The organism is Bradyrhizobium sp. BR 1433, from assembly GCF_051547665.1.
GTDB classification, from domain to species: Bacteria; Pseudomonadota; Alphaproteobacteria; order Rhizobiales; family Xanthobacteraceae; genus Bradyrhizobium; species Bradyrhizobium australafricanum.
Window position 1 is genome coordinate 2942875 of sequence record NZ_JBPUGG010000001.1, and the last position, 19828, is coordinate 2962702.

Genomic DNA, 19828 nt, shown 5'->3' on the forward strand with positions numbered 1-19828 from the left:
GGAATACCTGCGTGGTGCATAGACCACTTTGCATGCGCATCTCCAGTAGGAGAGGACCCGGATGGAAGTAGCAAGTGTCGTACCAGTTGGCGCGCTCAGGAAAACGAGTTTTGCGGCAATAGCTTGAGAGGATTAGAGGGATTGCTCGCACCACATGCGTTGGAGCAATCGCGACATCGGGATGGAATGCGACATCACCAGTGACTTTGTTGATCAACTGAGCGCGACTTGACAACGGAGCAGCCGAACGACACAGGTCGGCGCCGGGCTCGCTCACTCGCCAGGTGGGTCGCTATCAATTTGGCGAGCGGTTGCTTTCGTCTTGCTCTGCCGGGGAGAGCGGCTTGGCAACATTTCTAAGGATCGTGGCGCGGCAGTTGGCGAGCAATTCCTTCGTGTACGCCGTGCCAAAATAATCCAACACGAAAGTGCCAGTATAAGTCGTATCGTTTGTAATGCAGCTGATCAGGCTCTCGAGGATTGCCCCAACTTCGCTGACGCGATCGCAGTACCGGGCGCGAATTACATTAACGGCATTCATTGAGTGAACCGCTTCGTCGGCAATCACTTCCCTGAGCCAAAGCAGAAAACGACTGCTCCCAAGTCCGGCATAAAATTTCCTCTCCGCAGCATAGGCGCGGCAGGTACACATTTCATCAAACGCGATCATAACGATGAGCGAGAATTCATCCTCCAAGAACTCGCTGATTACGCTAAAATCATGCGGTCGCGCGTCCAATCTTTTTCGAAGATCCGGTTCGGATCCGCCAGCGACGAGTTCCATGATTTGGATGAAACCGTCGGTATGGCGCTCTTCGTCTGCAGCCCAGGCATTGAAGAATGCCTCCGCTTCGTTGGTTTTGATCAAGTTACGGATGCACAGCTCCCTCTTTAAATGCCTTGCGTCGTATTCCGTGTACAACTCGGGCCACAATCTGTCCCAGCGTGCCCGCACAACCGATGCGTCAGCGGCAAACATCGCCGGCGTCAGGGCATTGAACAATTCTTTTGGACTCCAGTGCCGTCGAACCGGCGCGTTCATTCGTCTAACCTGAACTACGAAAGGGGTGTGCGATCCGGCGGACACATTTTTCGCCCAATGCTCGAACCGCATACTTACGGCGCGCAGAGTATGCTGTCGCCCCCTTGTTTTGGGGGGATAAACTTTTTGGCCATACTCCTTCAACTCCAAGCGATCGGTTCGACGTCAACAGAAGCGATCAACTCGATCACCAAGGCGCCCCGACGCACTTTGCCGGGATGGAAGTGCGCCGGGTCGTCCCAACCATCATCAGTACATCCGTGATGATGATGCCTGGAATGAAACAACCAGCGTGGCGGAATTGAGGCTCGTCGCTTCTTTGATCTTTCAGTCCGCACATTTCGCGCGCGGTCTTCAGAAGGCGCTTGAATCACACGTAACGTCAGGTTCACGACGGTACGTGTCGTGCGGGCCGTACAATTCGGTGCCTAAAGACCTGTGATGATTGTCCGTTAAATTAAGGAACCTTGTCCACAAGCCAGACAATTGTTGCTCTACTTGCGGATCATCCAACCCGATTTCCGCAATCTGCTTGCCGACCGGTCGAAGTCCAAGCCTATCGTTCAGCCGAGTCGAGGGACGAGATAATCGAAACGCCTAGCGGTTTGTTCGCAAAGGGCCGCATCGGTACTGATGGAATACCCGGCTTCGGGTCCGCCGGCCGCAGCGAAAGGTTACAACAGAGTTCTCGATCATCATGATTATCATTTCCTCGCGCTAGGCATATCAAAAACGGCTGTTGACCTCTTCCTACACACGCCAGAGCCAGACCAACCGGGTCAAAAACCTCTGGCGCAGCTTAACCGTTTTGATAAATGCAGCTTTAGACGGCTTCCTTTCTCGGGCGCTATCCGTCTGACGGCACACGAAAACGATATCGCCACCTTAGCAAGTTCGACGGGACGGCGCATTTCTCGATTAAAGCGGACCAATTGACATGGCTCAATGACACAGGCGAGCGCAGCCGTCAGCGTCATGCTCGTAAAGCCATGGGGCCGCGTCGTTGCAGATCTCAATCCTGGAAAAGTATTACGATGCCCGCCTGCCTTGGTACACCATCTATCCAACTGTACCGGAATTCTCCGCGGTTGTCGGCGCCGAGACTTGTGGGAAATGGCTGAGGAGCTTACCGGCCGACGGCGCTGTGTCGCTCTATCTCCATATTCCGTTCTGTCGCTCAATGTGCTGGTATTGCGGCTTCCCTACGACTTTCACTCGCCGGAATGCGCCAATGTTCGATTATTTGGCGGTGCTGCGTGAAGAGATTCGTTTGGTAGCGGAGCAAGCACCGCAAAGTCTGCCTGTGAGTGATGTACATTTTGGAGGCGGCACGCCGACGCTTATCAAGCCTGCGGAGTTCCTGGCCCTGATGGACGTTTTGCGTCTTCGCTTCGCATTTAGGAAAACGGCTACGATCGCAGTCGAGATCGACCCGCGCACGTTTACGATGGAGATGGCCGAAGCATTAGGAGAAGCCGGCGTGCACCGCGCAAGCCTCGGCGTGCAAAGCTTCGATCCCATCGTTCAAAAGGCGATTAACCGCGTCCAGAGTGAAGCGCAGACGGCAGCCGCCGTCGAAAATCTACGCCAGCATGGAATAGACCGTATCAACTTCGACCTCATCTTCGGCCTCCCTCATCAGACGGTGCAGTCCTGTGTCCAGTCCGCGACGACGGCCGTAGCCCTGCGCCCCGACCGGCTTGCGGTTTTCGGCTATGCGCACGTTCCTTCGTATATGAAACGTCAGCGCCTGATAGATGAGGCGGTGCTACCGGATTACGCGACCCGAGCCGAACAGGCAGCGGCCGTGGCCGATACGCTAGTCGCTGCCGGCTACCACCCAATCGGACTCGACCATTTCGCCTTGCCACACGACGAGCTCTCGCTGGCGCAGAAAAACGGTCGCCTGCGGCGCAACTCCTTGGGCTATTCAGCCGACAGCTGTAGCACCGTGATCCCGTTGGGCACGTCGGCCATCGGCCGTCTCGGTGACGGCTATGTCCAGAACGAAGTTGTAAGAGGTTCCTACCGGGAGCACATTAGAGCCGGCCGTTTGGCGACGTCAAAGGGGTATCGTCTCACCAGCGAAGACCGCGTCCGAGCTGCAATCATCGAGCGGCTGATGTGCGATATGGAGGCCGACGTGTCGGCGATCTGTACCGCCCACGGTTTCGATCCGATCTCTATTCTCGATTCAGCTGAACGATTGGCTATGCTCGCCGAGGACGGGATAGTTCACATCCAGAACGGCTTTATCCGCGTGAGGCACGAGCATCGCTTCATGGTTCGCGCGGTTGCCGCTGCATTTGACGCCTATCTCGACCGCAAACCGTATTAGCACCAGCAATCGGCCTTAAAAGATCTCAAAGCATCACCGCCTGTCGCGAGCCCATAATCGCGGGAGGCCAGGCGGCTAGATTTGTAGATGGCTCTGCGAACCCAGACTGCCGTCGGCTACCGCAATGATGGCGACGACCTTAGCGAAGTCTCGTTTGCAACACCGGCGCCACCGCCGGCAAATCCGAAGCGGTTGTTTGATCCATCATCTCCATCATCCCTCGCCCGATGCCCTCGGCCCGGATTGACTTATTCTCTTGAGGCGGTAACCCAAGATGATCAAGCGCTGGCGCGACCATGACGGTCCACAATATTGTGGTCCGCAACGTTGTCCGATCGTCCGGTCATCAGCTCTCATACGGCAACGCTTAGCCGGGCCTTCGCTTGCGAGTCCTGACACCCGTCTCACTGACGTAAGCACTTCCACAGTTCGTCAAGATAACGACCTGTGCTCCCACCGAGCACCGCAATCCGCGATCCCGCATCGGCGTCCTAGTCAACTACCAACCCTAGCAATTGATTGAGATGACGGACGCGTGGCAATCGTCGTCAACGAACGTCGCGCGGCTCAAACGTCAAGGAATTCGGGATGCAAGATAGATCCGGCCGCGCCACTGGACCTGATGGATGTGCCAGCTCGTCACCTGCGACGGCAAGTCTGCCTCCACCGCAACCTCGCCTTTCTCACGGAAGTCCATAATGGACTTTCGGTCCCGCTCACTGAGCGTACCGATTTCAAAGCTGTCTTGGGCCACTGTCCGACACATACGCCGCCGAAGATGTCGTGGTGTGCCCGTTGGTGACGAGGCCCGACAAAGCCTGAGCGGGTCTTGCTGGGATAGACAAGCCTGTTGCTCATCGTGACGGCAGCCGCGCTGGGACGTCAAAGATGAAGGTCAGTTCGGGGCCAATCAGGCCGGAGCGCAATCCATTCAAGGCCCGCAAATACGGTGGCGGAGTTCACTATGCATGCTCGCTCTGTTGTGGCGATTCAGATATGCTCGGTCGCAGCGCGCGTTTCAATCCGTCGATCAGCTCCAAAGCGAAGAGGGTTTTTGGTCGCGCTTTCGCTTGCGGCGGGTCTCGCCAGCAATTCGACGCTGGCGCAAACGACCAACCTGCTCACCCCGAGAAGCGACACTGCGGATAGGGATGTCAGAAGAGGCCAAAAGGATCCGGCCCTGACACTTCAACGCAGCCAGCCCAAAAAAGCAATGTGTCCTTCCGGTCCTTCTGCCCTCGGAAGCATATCCAGCATGCTTCCAACAGAGTGCAACGGTACGAATGCAGCTGCAACGAACAGAACTCAAAAACCGATCGCCCCATTCGCAAAGTTCGAAACTCTCCGCGAAAAAGGTATGTGGCTCAATATACCTGGTCCTGCCGATACGATAGATCAGGACAAAGACGGCATTAGGTCCGCGCTGGCGGACGTCGGGATCGGTTACGTTGGCGGCACAGTAAACAGCCTTGTCAATAATCAACTACCAGGCGCAGCCAGAACCAGCATCGCCAATCAACTATACATGGGACAGAATCCGACATTCGGTTCCGTGAATTTCATGATTGCCACCTACGATCTCAGTCGCTTTGGAATTCCCGATGGTCAGCTTATCGTGGGCGCTCACCAGCAATATTGGACATGGGACTCAGCGGGGCCCAATAGGCTTGGCATCAATACAATTGCCTATTACCAGACCTTCTTCGACGGAAAACTCGAACTCAAAGTGGGTTATCTCAGAAATCAGAATGAATTCGCGGGCACAGTGGTGGGAGGCAACGCAAGCGCGAGCGTCTTGGGGCCCTCATCCAATATCCTATTTCAAGCCGGTATGAGCAACAACGCAGCGCCAACGCCAGCTCTCAACCTGAAGCTCAACATCGATGATCATGTATATAACAAGGTCTCAATCCAGCGCTCACTCAGCCCAGATGGTCAGTATGCGCAGATAACCGAAAACCCGACCGGCCTGGACTGGAGCACGGCCAATGCGGGTATTCTTTGGCTCGATGAGACTGGCTACAAGAGCAAAGCTGCTCCGGGCTCACCCGAGACTTGGTTGCGAGCCGGTATCGGCTTCAACAATAGCAGCTACACAAATATGCAATATCCAACGCAGCCGCGAACCAATGCGAACAGCGTCTACTACGTCGCTGCTGACCGGCAGCTCTGGCAATCTGACCCTAATAGTGCGGCATCGCGTGGCATCTATGGTGGGTTCTCTGTCATGTATGCTCCGCCCGACCGAAATCGAGTCAGTCAGTATTACGAGGCACGTCTCTATGCGAAAGGACTGTTTGACGGCCGGCCAGGCGATCAGATTGCCATCGTTGCCACGAAAACCGCCTGGAGCAACTTTGCAGTAGATGCAGCCTTAGCTAAAGGGCATCTCGTGCACCGCGACAGCACCGCAATCTCGGGAACCTACACCGCGCGTTTGGCACCAGGGATATACGCAAGCGTCGGATTGACATACATCAACAACCCAACAAGCATTATACACACGCGCGAAACAGGACATGCTCTGAATTTATTGGTCTCTACGTCGATCTTCTTCTAAGCCCTACAGGCCGACCCGAGTCTACGCTTGACAGCCTGCGCAGACCTTTAGCGTGAGGGTGATGGCCAATTCTTCAGGATCGTTTTTCGTGTTCGTCGGCCCATCATAATATAGCAGATCCGTACACGAACGTTCTGCCGATGGCTCGTCAATCGCGTTCGCCCGACACCAAAGCCTCTGCACACAGAATACCACGATTGCTCGACGGAGTAACAACAGCAACTTGAGCACCGCCAACAAACAAGGCGTCGACAGATTCCACGTCAGCCGGAACCCAGGCCGTGCAGCCGTATCGATAGCGAACCTCCACCCGTGATGCGACGCCATTCACAACACGCGCTAGACTATGCCGGCCGCAATGAGGGCTCTTGCGACGATCTCGAAATACTGGGCAGGAATCGGGTTACCGAGCTTGGCGTTGTGGATTAGCTCACTAACTAACATGTGGTCATCGGTAATACTGAGCCCAAGCGCCCGCGCCTCATCAGAGAGTCTTGAAGCCGCTTCGCGCTCGCCGCGGCAAACCAGGACTGGCACAGCGGTTTCGCCACGGACGTAGCGTACTCCGACCAGCATCTCCCGCCCGGTCAAGATCAGCGTTGCGCGGCGCACGCCGAGCGGAGACTCGTTCGCCTGCTCCCGGCGCAGACGACGGTGTTCCCGTTTCAGCTCCGGATTGCCCTGCTGCTCCTTGAACTCGCGCTTCACCTCGCTTTGTGTCATGCGCATGCCGCGCAAAAACAACCAGCGCTGGACCAGGAGATCGATCAGTCCGCCAATCAGAAACGCACCGCAGGCAATCCCGATCAACAGTTTCACTTCCATGAAGACGAAGCCGAAGCAGCCCATGCCGCACACCGGCAGATAGACCAGCGCCTTCCACGCGCCGACAACGATGAGGAGAACGATCACGCCGAGGGCAATGACCTTGAAGACGGTCTTCCCAAGCTCAACTAAGGAGCGCAAGGAAGCGACGCGCTTCAACCCTTTTATGGGATCAATGTTCTCGAAATTCAGCTTTACCGGCTCGAAGGAGAACACTATTCCACCATTGGCCAGTACTGCCGCCAGAGTCGCCCCGGCGAGAATAGTTCCGAGAAGCGGACCAACAATTCGCAGAGCCAGTTCGGGCAAGACGCCGAGCGCCAGCTGGACCGCAACATCGAACGGCTCCTCCAGCAGCTTGTCAGCCAGCACTAGCGCTGCTTCGCACCTATCCTGGATTGAATCGGCCTCCAACCAGAGATAGCCGAGACCGGCGCAGCTGCTGACGGCTCTAACAAAATCACTGCTGTGCGGAACCACTCCCTTCTTGCGCGCATCGTTGAGCTTCTTGTCAGTGGGGGCGAGCGTCTTTTCTTCGCTCGTGTCGCTCACTTCAGTTGCCTTTCAAACCTCTCCAACTCGCCGCCGGACTGGATGAATTCCGATTGCATGTATTCGATCAGATAAACCGCGTAGGTGACCATGACGATCGCAAAGCCGATATTTTTGATCGTCAAAGACAGGTCTTTATTGTTGAATTGCGGTGCAAAGCGTTGGAGCAGCATCGCCGATATATCGATCAGTAGCAGGAAAACCACCACGGGCCCCGAGATCAGGACGGTGGAACGTATCATGCCGTCGAGCATGCCCAGCAGCTCCCTTATCCCTTGCACGGTCAGCGTGGGTCGAAACTGATACACTGGCAAGACCAGATAGCTGCCATAAAGTCCGCTGATCATGGTTTGTAGGCCTCCGGATACGACGAAGATCGTGATCGCGGTGATACCGAGAAACAGTCCTGTCGCCGAAGCCTGACTGTGCGTTGCGGGATCGGCCGGAGCGACCACGCTCGTGACGCCTCGTTGGACGTCGATGATCTCCCCGACAGCCTGGATGGTCCATAACGGAATGCTGAGCACGGCGCCGATCAGTAGACCGACACACGTCTCCTTCAATCCCAGTAGCGTGATCCTGATCAGATGCGTTTCTGGGTCCAGCGTCTTCAGGCCATCGCCGATTTGCCCCAAATACGGTAGCTCGATCGCAACGGCCAGGCAGCCGCGGATCAGCCTGCCGATCTGCGTGCGCGTAAATACGGGGAGAACCAGCATGATGCCGGCGGGGCGGGCTGCACCAAGGCCGGCAGCAACGACGAGTTCGATGGCCGCATGGATCAGACTTTGAGTCTCGGCGGTTGACAGCTCAGACATCGCGAGGGGCGCTAGTAGCCCGCCGTGAGCGCGGGAAACTCCGTGAAGATCTGCTTGGCTTGTTCAATAAGCGGGGCGCTCAGCACCGGAGAAAACAGACCGATGACCGCAACAATGACCAGAAGCTTCACCGTCAGCGGCAACGTCTGGTCCTGGATCTGCGTTGCCGCCTGGATGAGGCCAATGGCTGTTTCGGCAACTGCCGCCGCAATGAGTGGAGGCAGAACCCAAATCATGAAAAGCACGAGCGATCGGGTCATGTGAGTAAGAATGGTGGTCTCATCCATATTCAACCTCCGGGCATCGCGTAGCTCAGTACCAGTCCGTGCATGAGACGAGACCAGCCATCAATGGCCACAAATAGAAAGAGCTTAAAAGGGACCGATATCACTGTCGGCGATACCATTGACATGCCCATCGCCATCAGGATGGTCGTTACGATCAGATCGATGGTGATAAAGGGAAGATAGAGTAAAAACCCAATCTCGAAGGCGCGCTTGAGCTCCGAGATTAGAAAAGACGGGACTAGAATGACAAAATCATCAGCTGTGGCTCTGCCGCGCATCTCTTCCGGCCAGACACGTTCGGTCGAGGACATGAAGAAGCCTCGCTGTTCTTCATTGGTGAACTTCTTAAGATAGCTTCGCAGCGGCTCCTGCCCCTCTTTCGCCGCGCTGACCCAATCCTCGAGGGTCTGATAGCGGAGTTTCAGATCAGCAATTCGATTGTAGCTCTGCTCAAAGACGGGGGCGCTGGTGAAGGCGGTGAGAATCAAAGCTGCGCCGTATAGAACGATGTTCGGTGGTATCGACTGGGTTCCAAGAGCATTGCGAACGAGGAAGAGAACCACCGATACCTTAATGAACGCCGTGGTCGTGACGACCGCGAAGAGCAACAAGCCGAGACCGGCCGTAACCGCAAGAAGCGCCAGGATTGCCGGTTGAACCTCAGTCATTGCCTGCTAACCTGCCACGGAGTTCTGACACCGAGCTCGTCCCCAATACGCACGATATCGCCGCTTCCGATACGTAGGCCGTTCGCAAGGATATCGATAGGGCCGTCGACCGGCCGGCCAAGTTCGAACACATGTCCTTCGCCGGCACTCCTCAGTTCTCCGAGCGTGATCTGCCACCGGCCGCATTCGAAGACCAGCGTGACCTCTATATCGTCGAGATCGGCTTCCGAGGGCGGCTGCTGCGATTCGGGCTGTGTCGTCATATGTGCATACTCCAGAGGGCGCGGTTGCAACCGAAATGGCCTCCGCAAGGTCAGGCGACCGCCACCGACATCTGCCTCGGTCCATAGTCGGCCCGCAGTGAGGATGATCTGACCACGGGCGAATGGCATCACGCCCGGCAGCAACGCGTCGCCTGCAGTCGTTTTGCGAAGAAGCGAGGCCGTAGCTCGCAGAGCGCCCATTTCTCCGGCAACTATGACGGGTAGCTCCGTGGAGAGCTCGCACATTTCTCGCGGCAGTTGACCGAGCAACTCGCCTAAAGCGCTGAACGCCGGCGGTATCGGTCCATCGACAGGCGAAAAAAGAAACAGGCGACCTTTGCTCCTGACCGGACCGTAGGCAATGTCGAATTCGACATAAGGGCCTATCGTTTCGGCCTTTCCGACATGCAGAAGTTGCAGCCTCTGCTCAATCTTTCGCTCCAGACGAGCGAGCAACGGTTCGAGCGCAAGTTCGAGGATGAGCGAACCGCTCGGCTCGGAGGGAAAAGCGAGGCCCCTCTGCACTGTCGAGATCAACGCCTCGGCAAGGGTATAGGGTATCGATAAGATGACTGCTTCGTCACCGACATCCCAGATGCAGTCGAGCATCGATATAGCCGAAGGTTCCTCCTGCCAAACAACTCGTGCCAGTCGCACCGATAGCGGCTTATCACCGATGCTGGTCTGCAAAGACGTGCGGGGCCCCGCGATTCCATTGAGCCACGAGACCAACGCGTGAGTCAGAACCAGAGATGGCCTGTACGCCGTGCATTCCGCTGCACGACGCGCGCAAGGCGGCTCTGCATGACAGCACGTTTGCGTCCCAACATGACTAGCGCTCATCAGATTGAACCGTCTGCCACCTTTGTGGGTAACCCCTGCCCATAGCGAAGCAGGACTTCATCATCAGCATCTATCTCGGCTGAGACCTCCGAATGATCATGGGCTGCACGTCGGACGTCGGTCTCAATCTGTCGCCATTTGTGAGTCGCCGCGGAACGTTTGGCCCAGTCCGCCCGCTTTTCCGATGCCGCCATCTCGGCCTGCTGTTGAGCGATACGCGCGTCCTCAAGCTTCTGGCGTTTCGACGCGATCTCACCTGCGAGCCTCTCCAAAATGAGCTGGCTGCGATCGAGTTCGATGACGGACAAGGTACCGAGCGATACCAGTTGTTGGTAAACCTCAGCCTCCGCCCGTGCGTGATGCTCGTCTGCGATTGTCAGTTCGCGCCATGCGCGCTTCGCGGCCAGGGCCGCCATATTGCATTTGGCGTCCATATTGGACAATTCACTGCGGGCACTACGCTCACGCAGATCCTTGACGTGCCGCAATTTCGACGCGTGAATGCAACTCATGCGGTCAGACGGCACATCCATGTGACGGTTTCCTCAAAAGTGGACGCATCGTCCTCGCCTTGGCGCAAGAACTTGTTCAGATCATCGATCGAGGCGATAGCCCGGTCCGTCAGGGGATCGCTACCTTGCTTGTATTCGCCAACTTTGACTAGGAACTCGGCCTCCGCGTGGCGTGAGAGCAGATCGCGGAAGAAAGATGCGGCCTCGCGATGCTGCGCGGATACGACGGCATCCATGACGCGGCTGCGGCTCGACAGTACATCGATAGCGGGGAATTGAGATCGCGCGGCGATCGAGCGTGAGAGAACGATATGACCATCGAGAATGCCGCGCGTTTCCTCGGCGATTGGATCGCCGGTACCCTCACCTTCCACAAGCACGGTATAGAACGCTGTAATTGAGCCGCACGCATCCATGCCGGCACGCTCGAGCAATCCAGGCAGCATAGCAAAGACAGAGGGAGGAAAGCCCCGCCGCGTCGGTGGCTCACCCGCAGCAAGACCGATTTCGCGCATGGCGCGGCCAAATCGCGTCAATGAATCCACCATCAGAACGACGCGCAGTCCCTGTTCGCGAAAGTACTCCGCGAGCGCGGTTGCCATATAGGCACATTGCGCGCGCTCCATCGCCGAGCGATCGGAGGTCTCAACGACTACGACCGTGCGGCGAAGGGCTGCCTCCCCAAGATGGCGCTCGATGAATTCACGCACCTCCCGCCCACGCTCGCCTATCAGTGCAACGACCGTCACGTCAGCGATCGCGCCCTTTACGATCTGCGCCAATAACGTCGACTTGCCGCAACCAGGCTCTCCATATATGCCGATCCGCTGGCCCTCGCCGCATGTCAAAAGGCCGTCCAGGACGCGCACGCCGAGTGGCAAAGGCCGCTCGATGATGCGCCTCGTCATCGGGTTTGGCGCTTTGCCGCGCAACGGACGAGTTTCGGTGACTTTGACTGCCCCCTTGCCATCGAGTGGACGGCCGAAGCTGTCGATCACCCGGCCAAGCAACTCGGGCCCGACTGGCACCTCATGCATTCGTCCGGTAGCGACGACTTCTGCCCGGCTGGACAAGCCCTGCAAGTCTCCGATCGGCGTCAGCAGCACGCCATCCTCCCGCAGACCGATCACCTCGGCCTCAAGTGACCACCCGGTGCGCGGATCCCGCACGACACAAAGCTCTCCAATGCGAGCATCGGGCAAGACTGCATGGAGGAGCGTGCCGATCGCTCGCGTGATTCTTCCATGCACGGCGCGCGTGTCGACATGCCTTGCTGTCGATCGCAGATGCGACAGCACCCCGTGCAGGTCTCCCTCTGCAACGGGATTGCCACGGTTTGCTCCCCGCGTCGTCACGGCTCGCCTGCGGCGGGAGGTAACCCGAGTCCAAGACGCAGCGCGCGGAGTTGCGCGGCAAGTCCGAGATCAACATTGCCGAATTCGCTCCGCAGCACGCATTCGTGCGGGGATAGCGCCGGGTCCGAAACAATTCGGACCATCGGACGGCCCTCCCGTCCGTCGCACGCAGCAAATTCGTGCGCAAGGGCATCAGCGTCCATGGAGGACACATGAAGAGAAAGTTCCGCCCCGCCATATTTTCGCTGGATGGCGTGACGAACCGTCCTCACCAACATCTCACCGGGATCGAAGGCGCCCAGAAGATCAGTTACCATCTCCATCACGAGCTGCGGCAATTCCTCCTCCAGAACGGCGTGTTTCTGTGCCGTTTCCGAGGCAGCCTGCGCGACCAGCTGCGCCATTTCCTCGGCACCGGCCGCCATCCCCTCGGCATGCCCGCGCGCTCGCTCCGACTGATAAGCCCTGCGCGCCCAGCTGCGAACCCGCTGCAGATGCCGCTCTGCAGCGGCTCGGGCCTCGGCGGCCTCCTGCCAGATCTCGAGATCCCTTGCCGCTATGAGAGGGCCAAGTGGGCGCATGTGCGGAGCTATCGGTGGGGCGGACTCGTCGACTGTCATAGCGCAGGGGTTTCCTTCGCCAATTGGGCCAACACCAAGGAAAACAATTGGTCTGCGGCTTGACGGTGTTCGGTTGCTGGATTGTCGGCGGCAGTTCCGACAGCCAAGCGTAGAAGCACGCGGTTGCGATCAAGCGCTGACGCTTGGTCGAGCCAGGCGCCGAGACAGGCATGCCCGTCGGCATCAATTTCTTGCGCGAGTTGTTGCGGATCGGTAATGACTCTGGCTGAAACTGCATGTGCGGCGTGTCGGATACCGAAAGCCTGTGCTTCGGCCCCTACACGCCCGATCAGCACGGCGACATCGGGCTTTGAGATCAGTTTGATCAGCGAACGGGCATGAAAGACGCCGCCGGCGAGCAGAGCAGCCCGTTTCGGATCATGTCCGAGCAGAAGGTCCGGCCTCCAGACACTGCCGTTTAAGTTAAATTCGTTGTCAAGCAGCAGCCCCGCCATCCTTGTCTGCAGCCTGCGGCTATTCTGTAGCTGTACCAACGTCGCAGCCGAGAGGCTCGCATCAAGGCACGCGGCAAGGCGGGTCGGATGAATCGAGGCGGCAAGCTCACTAAGACCTTCAAATGGCGATTTGAACGGACGACGTCGCTCGGCAGACGGCTTCTGTGTCACCATGTCGAATACACCCCTAGGCTGCATTAGGCTTGATCGCTTTACGCACGGCCTCGATCGCGGACGCACCCGAACGTCTCGTCACCATGGCCACCTTGGGAAATGCTTGCCCGCGCTGACGCACCCGAGCGCCAAGCAAGACATAGGATAATACGCCTAATCCCGAGCCGCCGAGACCCATTCCTATCGCAAACAATGGCGTTGAAATGAATCCGGATGCTTGGGCTGATGCAGCCGCCGACCCAGGCCGCTGCTCGAGTGCAGGCCGCTCGACCGCCACGAACACGACTGCCACCTTGTCATAGGATAAGCCCTCGATGCTGTTGACGACGAGCATCTTAATCTGCGGCAGCAGGCTTGAGATTCGCCCTGGAATCATGCCGGATGAAAACCGACGCCGAAGACGGCGTGGTGTCTCGCCGCAACAGGTCGTTCTTTGGCAGAACGACATGGACGCGCGCTGAGAGGACGCCGTCGATATCGCTGATCGTCCGCGACAATTCCTCGCTTAGGGCATAAACGTACCGGGCGCGCTCCTCAGTCGGCGAAGCAATCAGGCCCGCCGCATTGAACACCTCGCCGAGACTTTTGAAAGAGTGGCGTGGCAGCCCTTCGGCATTCAGCAGGTCAATCGAAGAGGCCAGCTGGTTCTGTTCGACCTGGATCGTGCTGGTCCCGTCCTTGGCAGCAACACGGACCGCATCAACCCCGTTCTTAAGGAGGACCGCAAGCATCTCATTGGCCTCGCGCTCCTGCACTTTAGTGTAGAGATCGGCCTTGCAACCAACAAGGGGAAGAAGGAGCGACAGCAAAGCCACGACGCGGAACCGCTTGGCGGAGCGCGGGGGATAGCCGCTTTCGCGACAGATTGAACCGATCATTGGCTCCACTCAGCCTGCCGATATCAGCTTGTTAAGTGATGAACTGACGCTGCCAATGCAGTTTGAAACGAGCGTCACCTGAATGACGCCGTCAGAAACATCCTTCAGATTCGCCAACATAGCCTCGAAGTTATCTGCGCGTTGAGGGACAACCGGCAAACTTGTTTCCGCCCCGCTTGGCTGCAACAAGAGGGGCTGCGATGCCGACCCAGGCTCAACGGCCTTCGGAAGAGCGGGTCCGCCGCCGGCCACAACGCGAGGATCTGCATTGACCCGATACAGCGAAGACAGGTTCTGGAGGATGCGCTCGCCCAAAGGAGCCGCTTGCGTTGTTGTTCGCGAAACTTCGGATGTCGGGGACACTGGCGCCGCTTCCGTCACCGGCGACGCAACGCCTTGGGTCGAGGCCGCCTGCGAAAGGCTCTGCTGGAACTGGACTTGCTCGCCGACTGCTACTGATGAGCAGGTGTTGCACAGACCTTCGGTCAGGTTGGAAGAAATCGGCACAGCACCTAACATCATCGTGGAAGAACCTTGCTCTCTTCGGGATGTGATAGGACCTGCCGCTCAAGACCCATGAACGGCTCAATATCCTACAGAGGATTCCTAGAGAAGCGAGCTGACGAGAAGCTGACCAGTTCGTCGCACCCAGCGTCATCTAATGATCACGTTTGGCCATCTACATTTGCGCAACTCCACTCCCGTTGGCCAGGTTGAAGAGAACCTTAATGTTCATCCCATTTATGATTCAGTGCGCTTTGATCGGAATTCTATGTGTCGGGGCATTCGTTTCGACCGGAAAACATGCGGCGTTCGGCGCTCCCCTGTCGCTCTCCTCGACACCTTATCGCTATACGGTTCTGGACCAGGACCTCCCCGCTGCGCTGCAGGAATTCGGCAACAACCTCAACGTCAGAATCAACATCAGCGGCGAAGTGAAGGGCCGGATTCGCGGACACATGCCGGATCTATCACCGCGGGAGTTCCTCGACCATCTCACTCAGCTCTATAATCTGCAATGGTATTACGATGGACTCGTGCTTTACGTGTCTGCCGCAAAGGAGGCGCAAACTCGTTTGCTTGTACTGGGTCCGATCAGCTTCGGCGCGTTCACGGCGACCCTCGATGCGCTCAACATTTCCGACCAGCGCTATTCAATAAGGGCCGCGCCCGGAAATGGTCTGGTCCTGGCGTCCGGTCCGCCACGCTTCATCGCACTCGTGGATGAGACCCTGAAAGGCCTCGTGGCTGAGGCGCAGGCTCGACCACGCGCTGTCGAGACGCCAACGCGAGACTCTGTGCTGACGCTATTTCGGGGCTCCTCAACGACCATTATCCGCGATGGGAAACCGGAAGGCCCCTATTCTTCCGACATCGCGCACCAGGACGGCGTCAGGCCCACGCCCGCGATGGGCGAAAAATGATATGGAAAAGCGCCGATTGTCGTAGCGTGGCCGCCGGCAATGTCGTGCCGTGGCATAGCGGCCCGGATGTATCGGCGGCCGCGACATCGTTCGATTAGCCGTTGCAGCCGATCAACAGCTGCGATGTTCCTAAGTCGGCTATTCGCGATGAGGGAGCGTCACCGACCCCGCGAACCTGATCTATTTTTTCGCGAACGCCGGCAAGACAGTGGTTGTAGCTTCGTGGAACCGCAGATGATGACAGACACGCGCAAGGCGAGCAATTGCGGCTCACAAATGAGGCACGCCCGAGGCGGACTTTGCCCCCTTTCGCGCGAACACACAAGGAGGCCGCCCAAGCCTCGGTCCGCCAGTCAGCGCCATCTATCTGATCTCATCGGCCGATAGACAGGGTCTATCGGCCGGCTTGGCTCTTTTCATGGGACGAAACTGAGTGACGGCACCCGAACGCCAATGTTTGGCGCCAGGATTCGAACATCGCCAGCGACCCGCCTTCAGGAAGCGACCGACATTTTCACGTCTGGCGTGGCTTGTCTGCCAGGATTCTTGAAGGAGATCCTACATGAAGTCATAGTCATCGTCGGACCGAGACAGAACGTGCCCTGTTTCATTCTCGCTATCACTGGACTCAGCTTTGGACAAATATCGTGTTGGCTTGTCCGCCCGTTGCCATTTACCATCGTAATTCTTTGTCCACTTGTCGGGATGTTGGGTGGGGTCAAGCACCATGTTATCGTCATCCACCTCAACAAAACCTAACTCCCGCGAGCGCGCCCTCGCTTCATCATTAGCGGGACGGGTGCGGAGCAGTGCCCGATCGCCGTCGAGCTGAAGCTGATACTCCAGCAAGATGTCGCCCGCGTTAACGACGAGCGGATGGGCAATCTGAAGATCTACAGTGGACGTGACTTCAGTTCGTCCGGGAAACGCTTTCTGCCACTGATCTCCTTCAAACTCGTCGCTCATCTTGCAGCCGCCTTCGGTTCTTAGAAGTCCGACGCTTGTGTTGCCTAGCTGATAGCTGAAATAGCGCGCATGTTCGGTATCTTTGGTGTTGCCGTATTTTTTAGCAACTTTTTTTACGAGCTTGGCCTTCGAGGATATGCGAGGCGAGTACACTTGCGGGTTGTCGGCGATATGCTTGATGTTGTCGCCATAAAACGCTTCCGCTTTTTTGGCGAATGAGCGCTTGGAGATCTCCACGACGGGAGGCTGATCAACCAGCGAGTACGACCGCGACGAAGAGGAACTAGCATCCGACCCCAAATGCATGTTTGCAAGCGTTTCCGCAAAGCCATGGCCATCCGCCGAATAGCTGGTGTCATTGGTATCGGCGGCGTTGCTGACTTGACTGAATGGGTCATTGATTCGGCTGTACATGTTAATTTGCCTCTGTATCAGTGAAGTTTCGTTGGCAGCTTAGCTGAGGCTGTCGAAACGAGCACGCATTGATAGTTGTTGCAGCTGACGCCAAGCTGACCTGCAAGTTGGCCGCGCAAAGCGTCTTCTACATAGCCGAAATGCGAGCGGCAAATCGGAGCGCGTTGGCGGCATTGAATGTCCGGCATCAATCTCATCCTTTGCGCAGTCTGACCGCCCGGCGATCTCGCGAGAGCTACCGATATGGTACCTTGCCCGTCATTCATTTCACACGGACTCCGCGCTCGACTGAACCCGTGGCATTGTGTTGGCGGGTTGCCGAGAAGGCCGACGACGGCCGAACCATCTCTTGGCTCGCAGAGGCGGCAGGGTCTTCGATTTTAGCCTCACAAAAATGCGCTTAGGTCACGGCTCTCGCTTAGGAGCAATTGAACGATTTGAAAAATCGCGTCCGGTCGAGGCGTATTGGATAAATGGACTACGCAAAAGCGAATACGGGCGAGGACATTGCGATGTTCGTAGCAATGAATTTTCTGGCGCTTCCAAGTCAGGACATTCTTGAGAGCGGCTCAGAAAATTGGGCTTCTCGATACGCGGTGATGAGCCGACCTCAATGTGTCGTGCTGTAGGGCAGGCATCTAAAGCGGTGGCCGTCCAGCTGTGCGGCAATTTGGGAGGAAGCTAGCGTTAATCAGGATGAGAGAGCAGTCGTGGGCTCGTGAAGTCGGGAGGGCGTAGCCCGACCGGAGTTACAAGCCCGCCGCGGGTGCGATGTACAGGGGATAGCGCCGACATAGCAGCGTCATATCGAGGATCCAGACCCCGTTGACCGGGCAAGATCTCTTGACCGGACCTCAGTCGCCCCACCCAGGAGGTGCGGCAGGTTTCAACGAGGAGGCTGGGGAGCTCACTAGATCCGGCTTGCTCTAGAGAAACGGCGGAATTGATTTCAGATGAACTGGTGATGCAGGTCGTGATCGGTCCCTGATCTAGATGTTGGCTGAGTGCGGACGCGCTTTAGCAGTTTCTCGGTAGTTGGATGTCTATTTCACAGCTCAAGGCCGTGGTCGGCGAGCACCTGGTGCATCAGCGCGCCTTTTATCTCGCAGGCGATCTCGTCGCGGATCTTTGCTCCGAGCCGCAGCTCGGCATCGCTGTCTCCGGTCAGGTCATGATCGGCGAGCCGCTGCGCGAGGCGGCTCTGGAAATCCTCGTCCATCGCCTCGATCAGTCGGTCCTGCATCTGTGCATGGGCCTCGGGGGCGATCCGACGCACCACCGTCTCCCAAGGTTGCCAGCGGGTCGCCAGATAGTCGGCGAATCCCGTCGCTTCCTCATTGCGCACCAGGATCTCGGCCGCGGCGAGGTCGTGCTCAGTGACGTAGGAAACATCAAAGAAGCGCATGTCCGGCGCGATGAGCTGCAGGTCCAGCCGCTCGCGTAGCTTAACCTGATAGGCCAGATAGACCTCGATCTCGTCGACGAATTGGAGCGAAGCGACTTTCTGACGAGCAATTCGCTCGAGCGCGCCCAGGCGGAACAGGACCCGCGCCTGGTCGACGAGCTCGCCGAGACGATTGTCATAGACCCCCTCCTCGACATCAGCGTTCACGCGTGCGGTCTGCATGCAGTTCCAGGTGAGGGTGATGCGATCTTCGCACGTCGCGCTAGCCCCAAACGCCAGCTGGAAGTACTGCTGGCGCAACCCCGGCCTGATCGCTGCTTGCCGCAGATCATCGGCTACTAATTTTCGGAACTCTGGATTGGCATAGTTCACGGTCTTTCGCAGCCTGTCGAGGAACACCGCGTATTCCGAGGCGCCCGCCTCGCCGGCGAAATTCTGCCAGATAAAGACCGGCTCGCTCTCCATCCAATCCGCTACCACCTCGCTTAGGGGGCAGGCTGGAGCGCTCGCCGTTCCTTCATCCATCGAAAAGAAGACCCGCGGACCGCTATAGCCTGGGGCATTCAGGGCAGTCGCCAGAACTCGTCCGCACCCGCTCGGATAGCGGGTTACCCGCCAGCTCAACCCTGCAGGCAGAGCCTAGCTGGCTTAGTAGCGTCTCCGGCAGGCTGGTCAGCCGGTTGCCGGCGGCCCCGAGCTGCCGGAGCCCCGCGGGAAGGACATCAGGCAGACTGGTCAGCTGGTTGCTGCCCACGTAGAGCCGCAGCAGCCCAGACGGGAGTGTATCGGGCACATTGGTCAGCCGGTTACCGCTGGCGTAGAGCCGCAGGAGCCTCGGCGGGAGTGTATTGGGCAGGCCGGCTAGCCGATTGTTGTTGACGTGGAGCTGCTGCAGCCCCGCCGGGAGGCTTTCGGGAAGGCTGGTCAGCAGGTTCTCGTCGGCGTTCAGATCCCAGAGCGCAGCCGGAAGAGCCGCGGGCAAATGGGTCAACCGGTTTCGGCTGACGTCGAGCTGCTGGAGGTTCGGCGGAAGGGCGGCGGGCAAAGTTGTCAGGGACAGCGATGACAGGTCCAGCGGCAGCGGCGCAGAGACATAGGCGTTCTCTCGCCAAGCTCGGACTCGCCTTACCGCCTCTTGCCGGTTCTCGCCCTGCCCCTGATCCACTTCGCCAGCCCAAGCGTCCAGGATCTGATCCTGCGACTCCTGCGGACGAGCGGATGTCCGCGCTCCAGTCAAGGCTTCGACCCACTGAGCCGCAGCCTGCGTGAGACCGCATAGGCAACCTTGCCGGTGGCTTTGTTCGGAAGGAGTGCCAGCGCTCGGCTCCGCCCGCCCTGTGTTCATCAATGCTCGTTCTCCTGTGGCCAGCTGAGTGTGTCAGCTTCCGAAGACGCGACTTCTAGTATGAGTTACTTAGCTGTCGACGAG

18 protein-coding genes and 1 pseudogene are annotated in these 19828 nt (G+C 57.9%); 4 read left to right on the forward strand and 15 right to left on the reverse strand.

All coding sequences use genetic code 11. The annotated features are described in order from the left end of the window. Positions 1 to 295: 295 nt before the first annotated feature. A complete protein-coding gene (locus ACSKB9_RS14590; protein ID WP_438073960.1) occupies positions 296 to 1042 on the reverse strand; it encodes a hypothetical protein in 747 nt (248 codons plus the stop codon). Positions 1043 to 2045: 1003 nt separating this feature from the next. Between ACSKB9_RS14590 and hemN the strand changes: the two genes are divergently transcribed. Both hemN and ACSKB9_RS14600 read left to right on the forward strand, forming a co-directional pair. Then, positions 2046 to 3380, forward strand: a complete 1335-nt coding sequence (gene hemN / locus ACSKB9_RS14595; RefSeq protein ID WP_438073961.1) for an oxygen-independent coproporphyrinogen III oxidase — start codon at positions 2046 to 2048, stop codon at positions 3378 to 3380. Positions 3381 to 4434: 1054 nt separating this feature from the next. Continuing rightward, a complete protein-coding gene (locus ACSKB9_RS14600) occupies positions 4435 to 5940 on the forward strand; it encodes a carbohydrate porin (protein WP_438073963.1) in 1506 nt (501 codons plus the stop codon). Positions 5941 to 6279: 339 nt separating this feature from the next. Here ACSKB9_RS14600 and ACSKB9_RS14605 read toward each other — a convergent pair whose 3' ends face one another. The 11 genes and pseudogenes from ACSKB9_RS14605 to ACSKB9_RS14655 all read right to left on the reverse strand — a co-directional run bounded on the left by ACSKB9_RS14605 (position 6280) and on the right by ACSKB9_RS14655 (position 14712). Next, entirely contained in the window at positions 6280 to 7317 is a 1038-nt protein-coding gene (locus ACSKB9_RS14605) for an EscU/YscU/HrcU family type III secretion system export apparatus switch protein (protein WP_438073965.1), read from the reverse strand. Continuing rightward, positions 7314 to 8135, reverse strand: a complete 822-nt coding sequence (gene sctT, locus ACSKB9_RS14610; protein WP_411782102.1) for a type III secretion system export apparatus subunit SctT — start codon at positions 8133 to 8135, stop codon at positions 7314 to 7316. The genes ACSKB9_RS14605 and sctT overlap by 4 nt, the downstream gene beginning before the upstream one ends. Before the next feature lie 11 nt (positions 8136 to 8146). Continuing rightward, positions 8147 to 8422, reverse strand: a complete 276-nt coding sequence (locus tag ACSKB9_RS14615) for an EscS/YscS/HrcS family type III secretion system export apparatus protein (protein WP_438073967.1) — start codon at positions 8420 to 8422, stop codon at positions 8147 to 8149. Between the two features lie 2 nt (positions 8423 to 8424). After that, positions 8425 to 9090 (reverse strand): type III secretion system export apparatus subunit SctR, encoded by a 666-nt coding sequence (gene sctR / locus ACSKB9_RS14620; protein ID WP_438073969.1) that lies wholly within the window; start codon positions 9088 to 9090, stop codon positions 8425 to 8427. Then, positions 9087 to 9962: a type III secretion system cytoplasmic ring protein SctQ gene (sctQ, locus tag ACSKB9_RS14625; RefSeq protein ID WP_438073971.1), complete on the reverse strand. Its 876-nt coding sequence runs from the start codon at positions 9960 to 9962 to the stop codon at positions 9087 to 9089. Before sctQ ends, sctR begins: the two co-directional genes overlap by 4 nt. A gap of 233 nt (positions 9963 to 10195) precedes the next feature. After that, positions 10196 to 10729, reverse strand: a complete 534-nt coding sequence (locus ACSKB9_RS14630; RefSeq protein WP_438073973.1) for a hypothetical protein — start codon at positions 10727 to 10729, stop codon at positions 10196 to 10198. After that, positions 10705 to 12015, reverse strand: coding sequence for a type III secretion system ATPase SctN (gene sctN, locus ACSKB9_RS14635; protein ID WP_438080209.1), 1311 nt, complete (start codon positions 12013 to 12015; stop codon positions 10705 to 10707). Before sctN ends, ACSKB9_RS14630 begins: the two co-directional genes overlap by 25 nt. A 44-nt stretch (positions 12016 to 12059) precedes the next feature. Then, positions 12060 to 12683 carry a type III secretion system stator protein SctL gene (sctL, locus tag ACSKB9_RS14640; protein ID WP_438073975.1) on the reverse strand — a complete coding sequence of 208 codons (624 nt, stop codon included), beginning with the start codon at positions 12681 to 12683 and terminating at the stop codon, positions 12060 to 12062. Beyond that, on the reverse strand, positions 12680 to 13312 hold the full coding sequence (locus ACSKB9_RS14645) for a nodulation protein NolU (protein ID WP_438073977.1): 633 nt from the start codon (positions 13310 to 13312) through the stop codon (positions 12680 to 12682). Before ACSKB9_RS14645 ends, sctL begins: the two co-directional genes overlap by 4 nt. A 13-nt stretch (positions 13313 to 13325) precedes the next feature. After that, positions 13326 to 14190, reverse strand: a pseudogene (gene sctJ / locus ACSKB9_RS14650) (type III secretion system inner membrane ring lipoprotein SctJ). A 9-nt stretch (positions 14191 to 14199) separates the two neighbouring features. Beyond that, on the reverse strand, positions 14200 to 14712 hold the full coding sequence (locus ACSKB9_RS14655; protein WP_438073978.1) for a nodulation protein NolB: 513 nt from the start codon (positions 14710 to 14712) through the stop codon (positions 14200 to 14202). 206 nt (positions 14713 to 14918) lie between these two features. On the opposite strand from ACSKB9_RS14655, the gene ACSKB9_RS14660 reads away from it, so the two are divergent. Next, positions 14919 to 15614, forward strand: a complete 696-nt coding sequence (locus ACSKB9_RS14660) for a secretin N-terminal domain-containing protein (protein ID WP_438073980.1) — start codon at positions 14919 to 14921, stop codon at positions 15612 to 15614. Positions 15615 to 16172: 558 nt separating this feature from the next. Here the strand turns inward: ACSKB9_RS14660 and ACSKB9_RS14665 are convergent. Continuing rightward, entirely contained in the window at positions 16173 to 16994 is an 822-nt protein-coding gene (locus ACSKB9_RS14665) for an Effector protein NopP (protein ID WP_438073981.1), read from the reverse strand. A 473-nt stretch (positions 16995 to 17467) separates the two neighbouring features. On the opposite strand from ACSKB9_RS14665, the gene ACSKB9_RS14670 reads away from it, so the two are divergent. Beyond that, a complete protein-coding gene (locus tag ACSKB9_RS14670; RefSeq protein WP_438073983.1) occupies positions 17468 to 17623 on the forward strand; it encodes a hypothetical protein in 156 nt (51 codons plus the stop codon). Positions 17624 to 18042: 419 nt separating this feature from the next. Here ACSKB9_RS14670 and ACSKB9_RS14675 read toward each other — a convergent pair whose 3' ends face one another. Continuing rightward, positions 18043 to 18864, reverse strand: coding sequence for an NEL-type E3 ubiquitin ligase domain-containing protein (locus ACSKB9_RS14675; RefSeq protein ID WP_438073985.1), 822 nt, complete (start codon positions 18862 to 18864; stop codon positions 18043 to 18045). 82 nt (positions 18865 to 18946) lie between these two features. Then, positions 18947 to 19564 carry a hypothetical protein gene (locus ACSKB9_RS14680; protein WP_438073987.1) on the reverse strand — a complete coding sequence of 206 codons (618 nt, stop codon included), beginning with the start codon at positions 19562 to 19564 and terminating at the stop codon, positions 18947 to 18949. Positions 19565 to 19828: the final 264 nt, after the last annotated feature.

What these genes read in the sequence shown, in the direction of transcription:
- ACSKB9_RS14590 (WP_438073960.1), bottom strand. Translation starts at nt 1,042, where the DNA reads ATGAACGCGCCGGTTCGACGGCACTGGAGTCCAAAAGAATTGTTCAAT.
- sctT (WP_411782102.1), bottom strand. Translation starts at nt 8,135, where the DNA reads ATGTCTGAGCTGTCAACCGCCGAGACTCAAAGTCTGATCCATGCGGCC.
- ACSKB9_RS14615 (WP_438073967.1), bottom strand. Translation starts at nt 8,422, where the DNA reads ATGGATGAGACCACCATTCTTACTCACATGACCCGATCGCTCGTGCTT.
- sctR (WP_438073969.1), bottom strand. Translation starts at nt 9,090, where the DNA reads ATGACTGAGGTTCAACCGGCAATCCTGGCGCTTCTTGCGGTTACGGCC.
- sctQ (WP_438073971.1), bottom strand. Translation starts at nt 9,962, where the DNA reads ATGCTCGACTGCATCTGGGATGTCGGTGACGAAGCAGTCATCTTATCG.
- ACSKB9_RS14630 (WP_438073973.1), bottom strand. Translation starts at nt 10,729, where the DNA reads ATGGATGTGCCGTCTGACCGCATGAGTTGCATTCACGCGTCGAAATTG.
- sctL (WP_438073975.1), bottom strand. Translation starts at nt 12,683, where the DNA reads ATGACAGTCGACGAGTCCGCCCCACCGATAGCTCCGCACATGCGCCCA.
- ACSKB9_RS14645 (WP_438073977.1), bottom strand. Translation starts at nt 13,312, where the DNA reads ATGGTGACACAGAAGCCGTCTGCCGAGCGACGTCGTCCGTTCAAATCG.
- ACSKB9_RS14655 (WP_438073978.1), bottom strand. Translation starts at nt 14,712, where the DNA reads ATGATGTTAGGTGCTGTGCCGATTTCTTCCAACCTGACCGAAGGTCTG.
- ACSKB9_RS14660 (WP_438073980.1), top strand. Translation starts at nt 14,919, where the DNA reads ATGTTCATCCCATTTATGATTCAGTGCGCTTTGATCGGAATTCTATGT.
- ACSKB9_RS14665 (WP_438073981.1), bottom strand. Translation starts at nt 16,994, where the DNA reads ATGTACAGCCGAATCAATGACCCATTCAGTCAAGTCAGCAACGCCGCC.
- ACSKB9_RS14670 (WP_438073983.1), top strand. Translation starts at nt 17,468, where the DNA reads ATGGACTACGCAAAAGCGAATACGGGCGAGGACATTGCGATGTTCGTA.
- ACSKB9_RS14675 (WP_438073985.1), bottom strand. Translation starts at nt 18,864, where the DNA reads ATGGAGAGCGAGCCGGTCTTTATCTGGCAGAATTTCGCCGGCGAGGCG.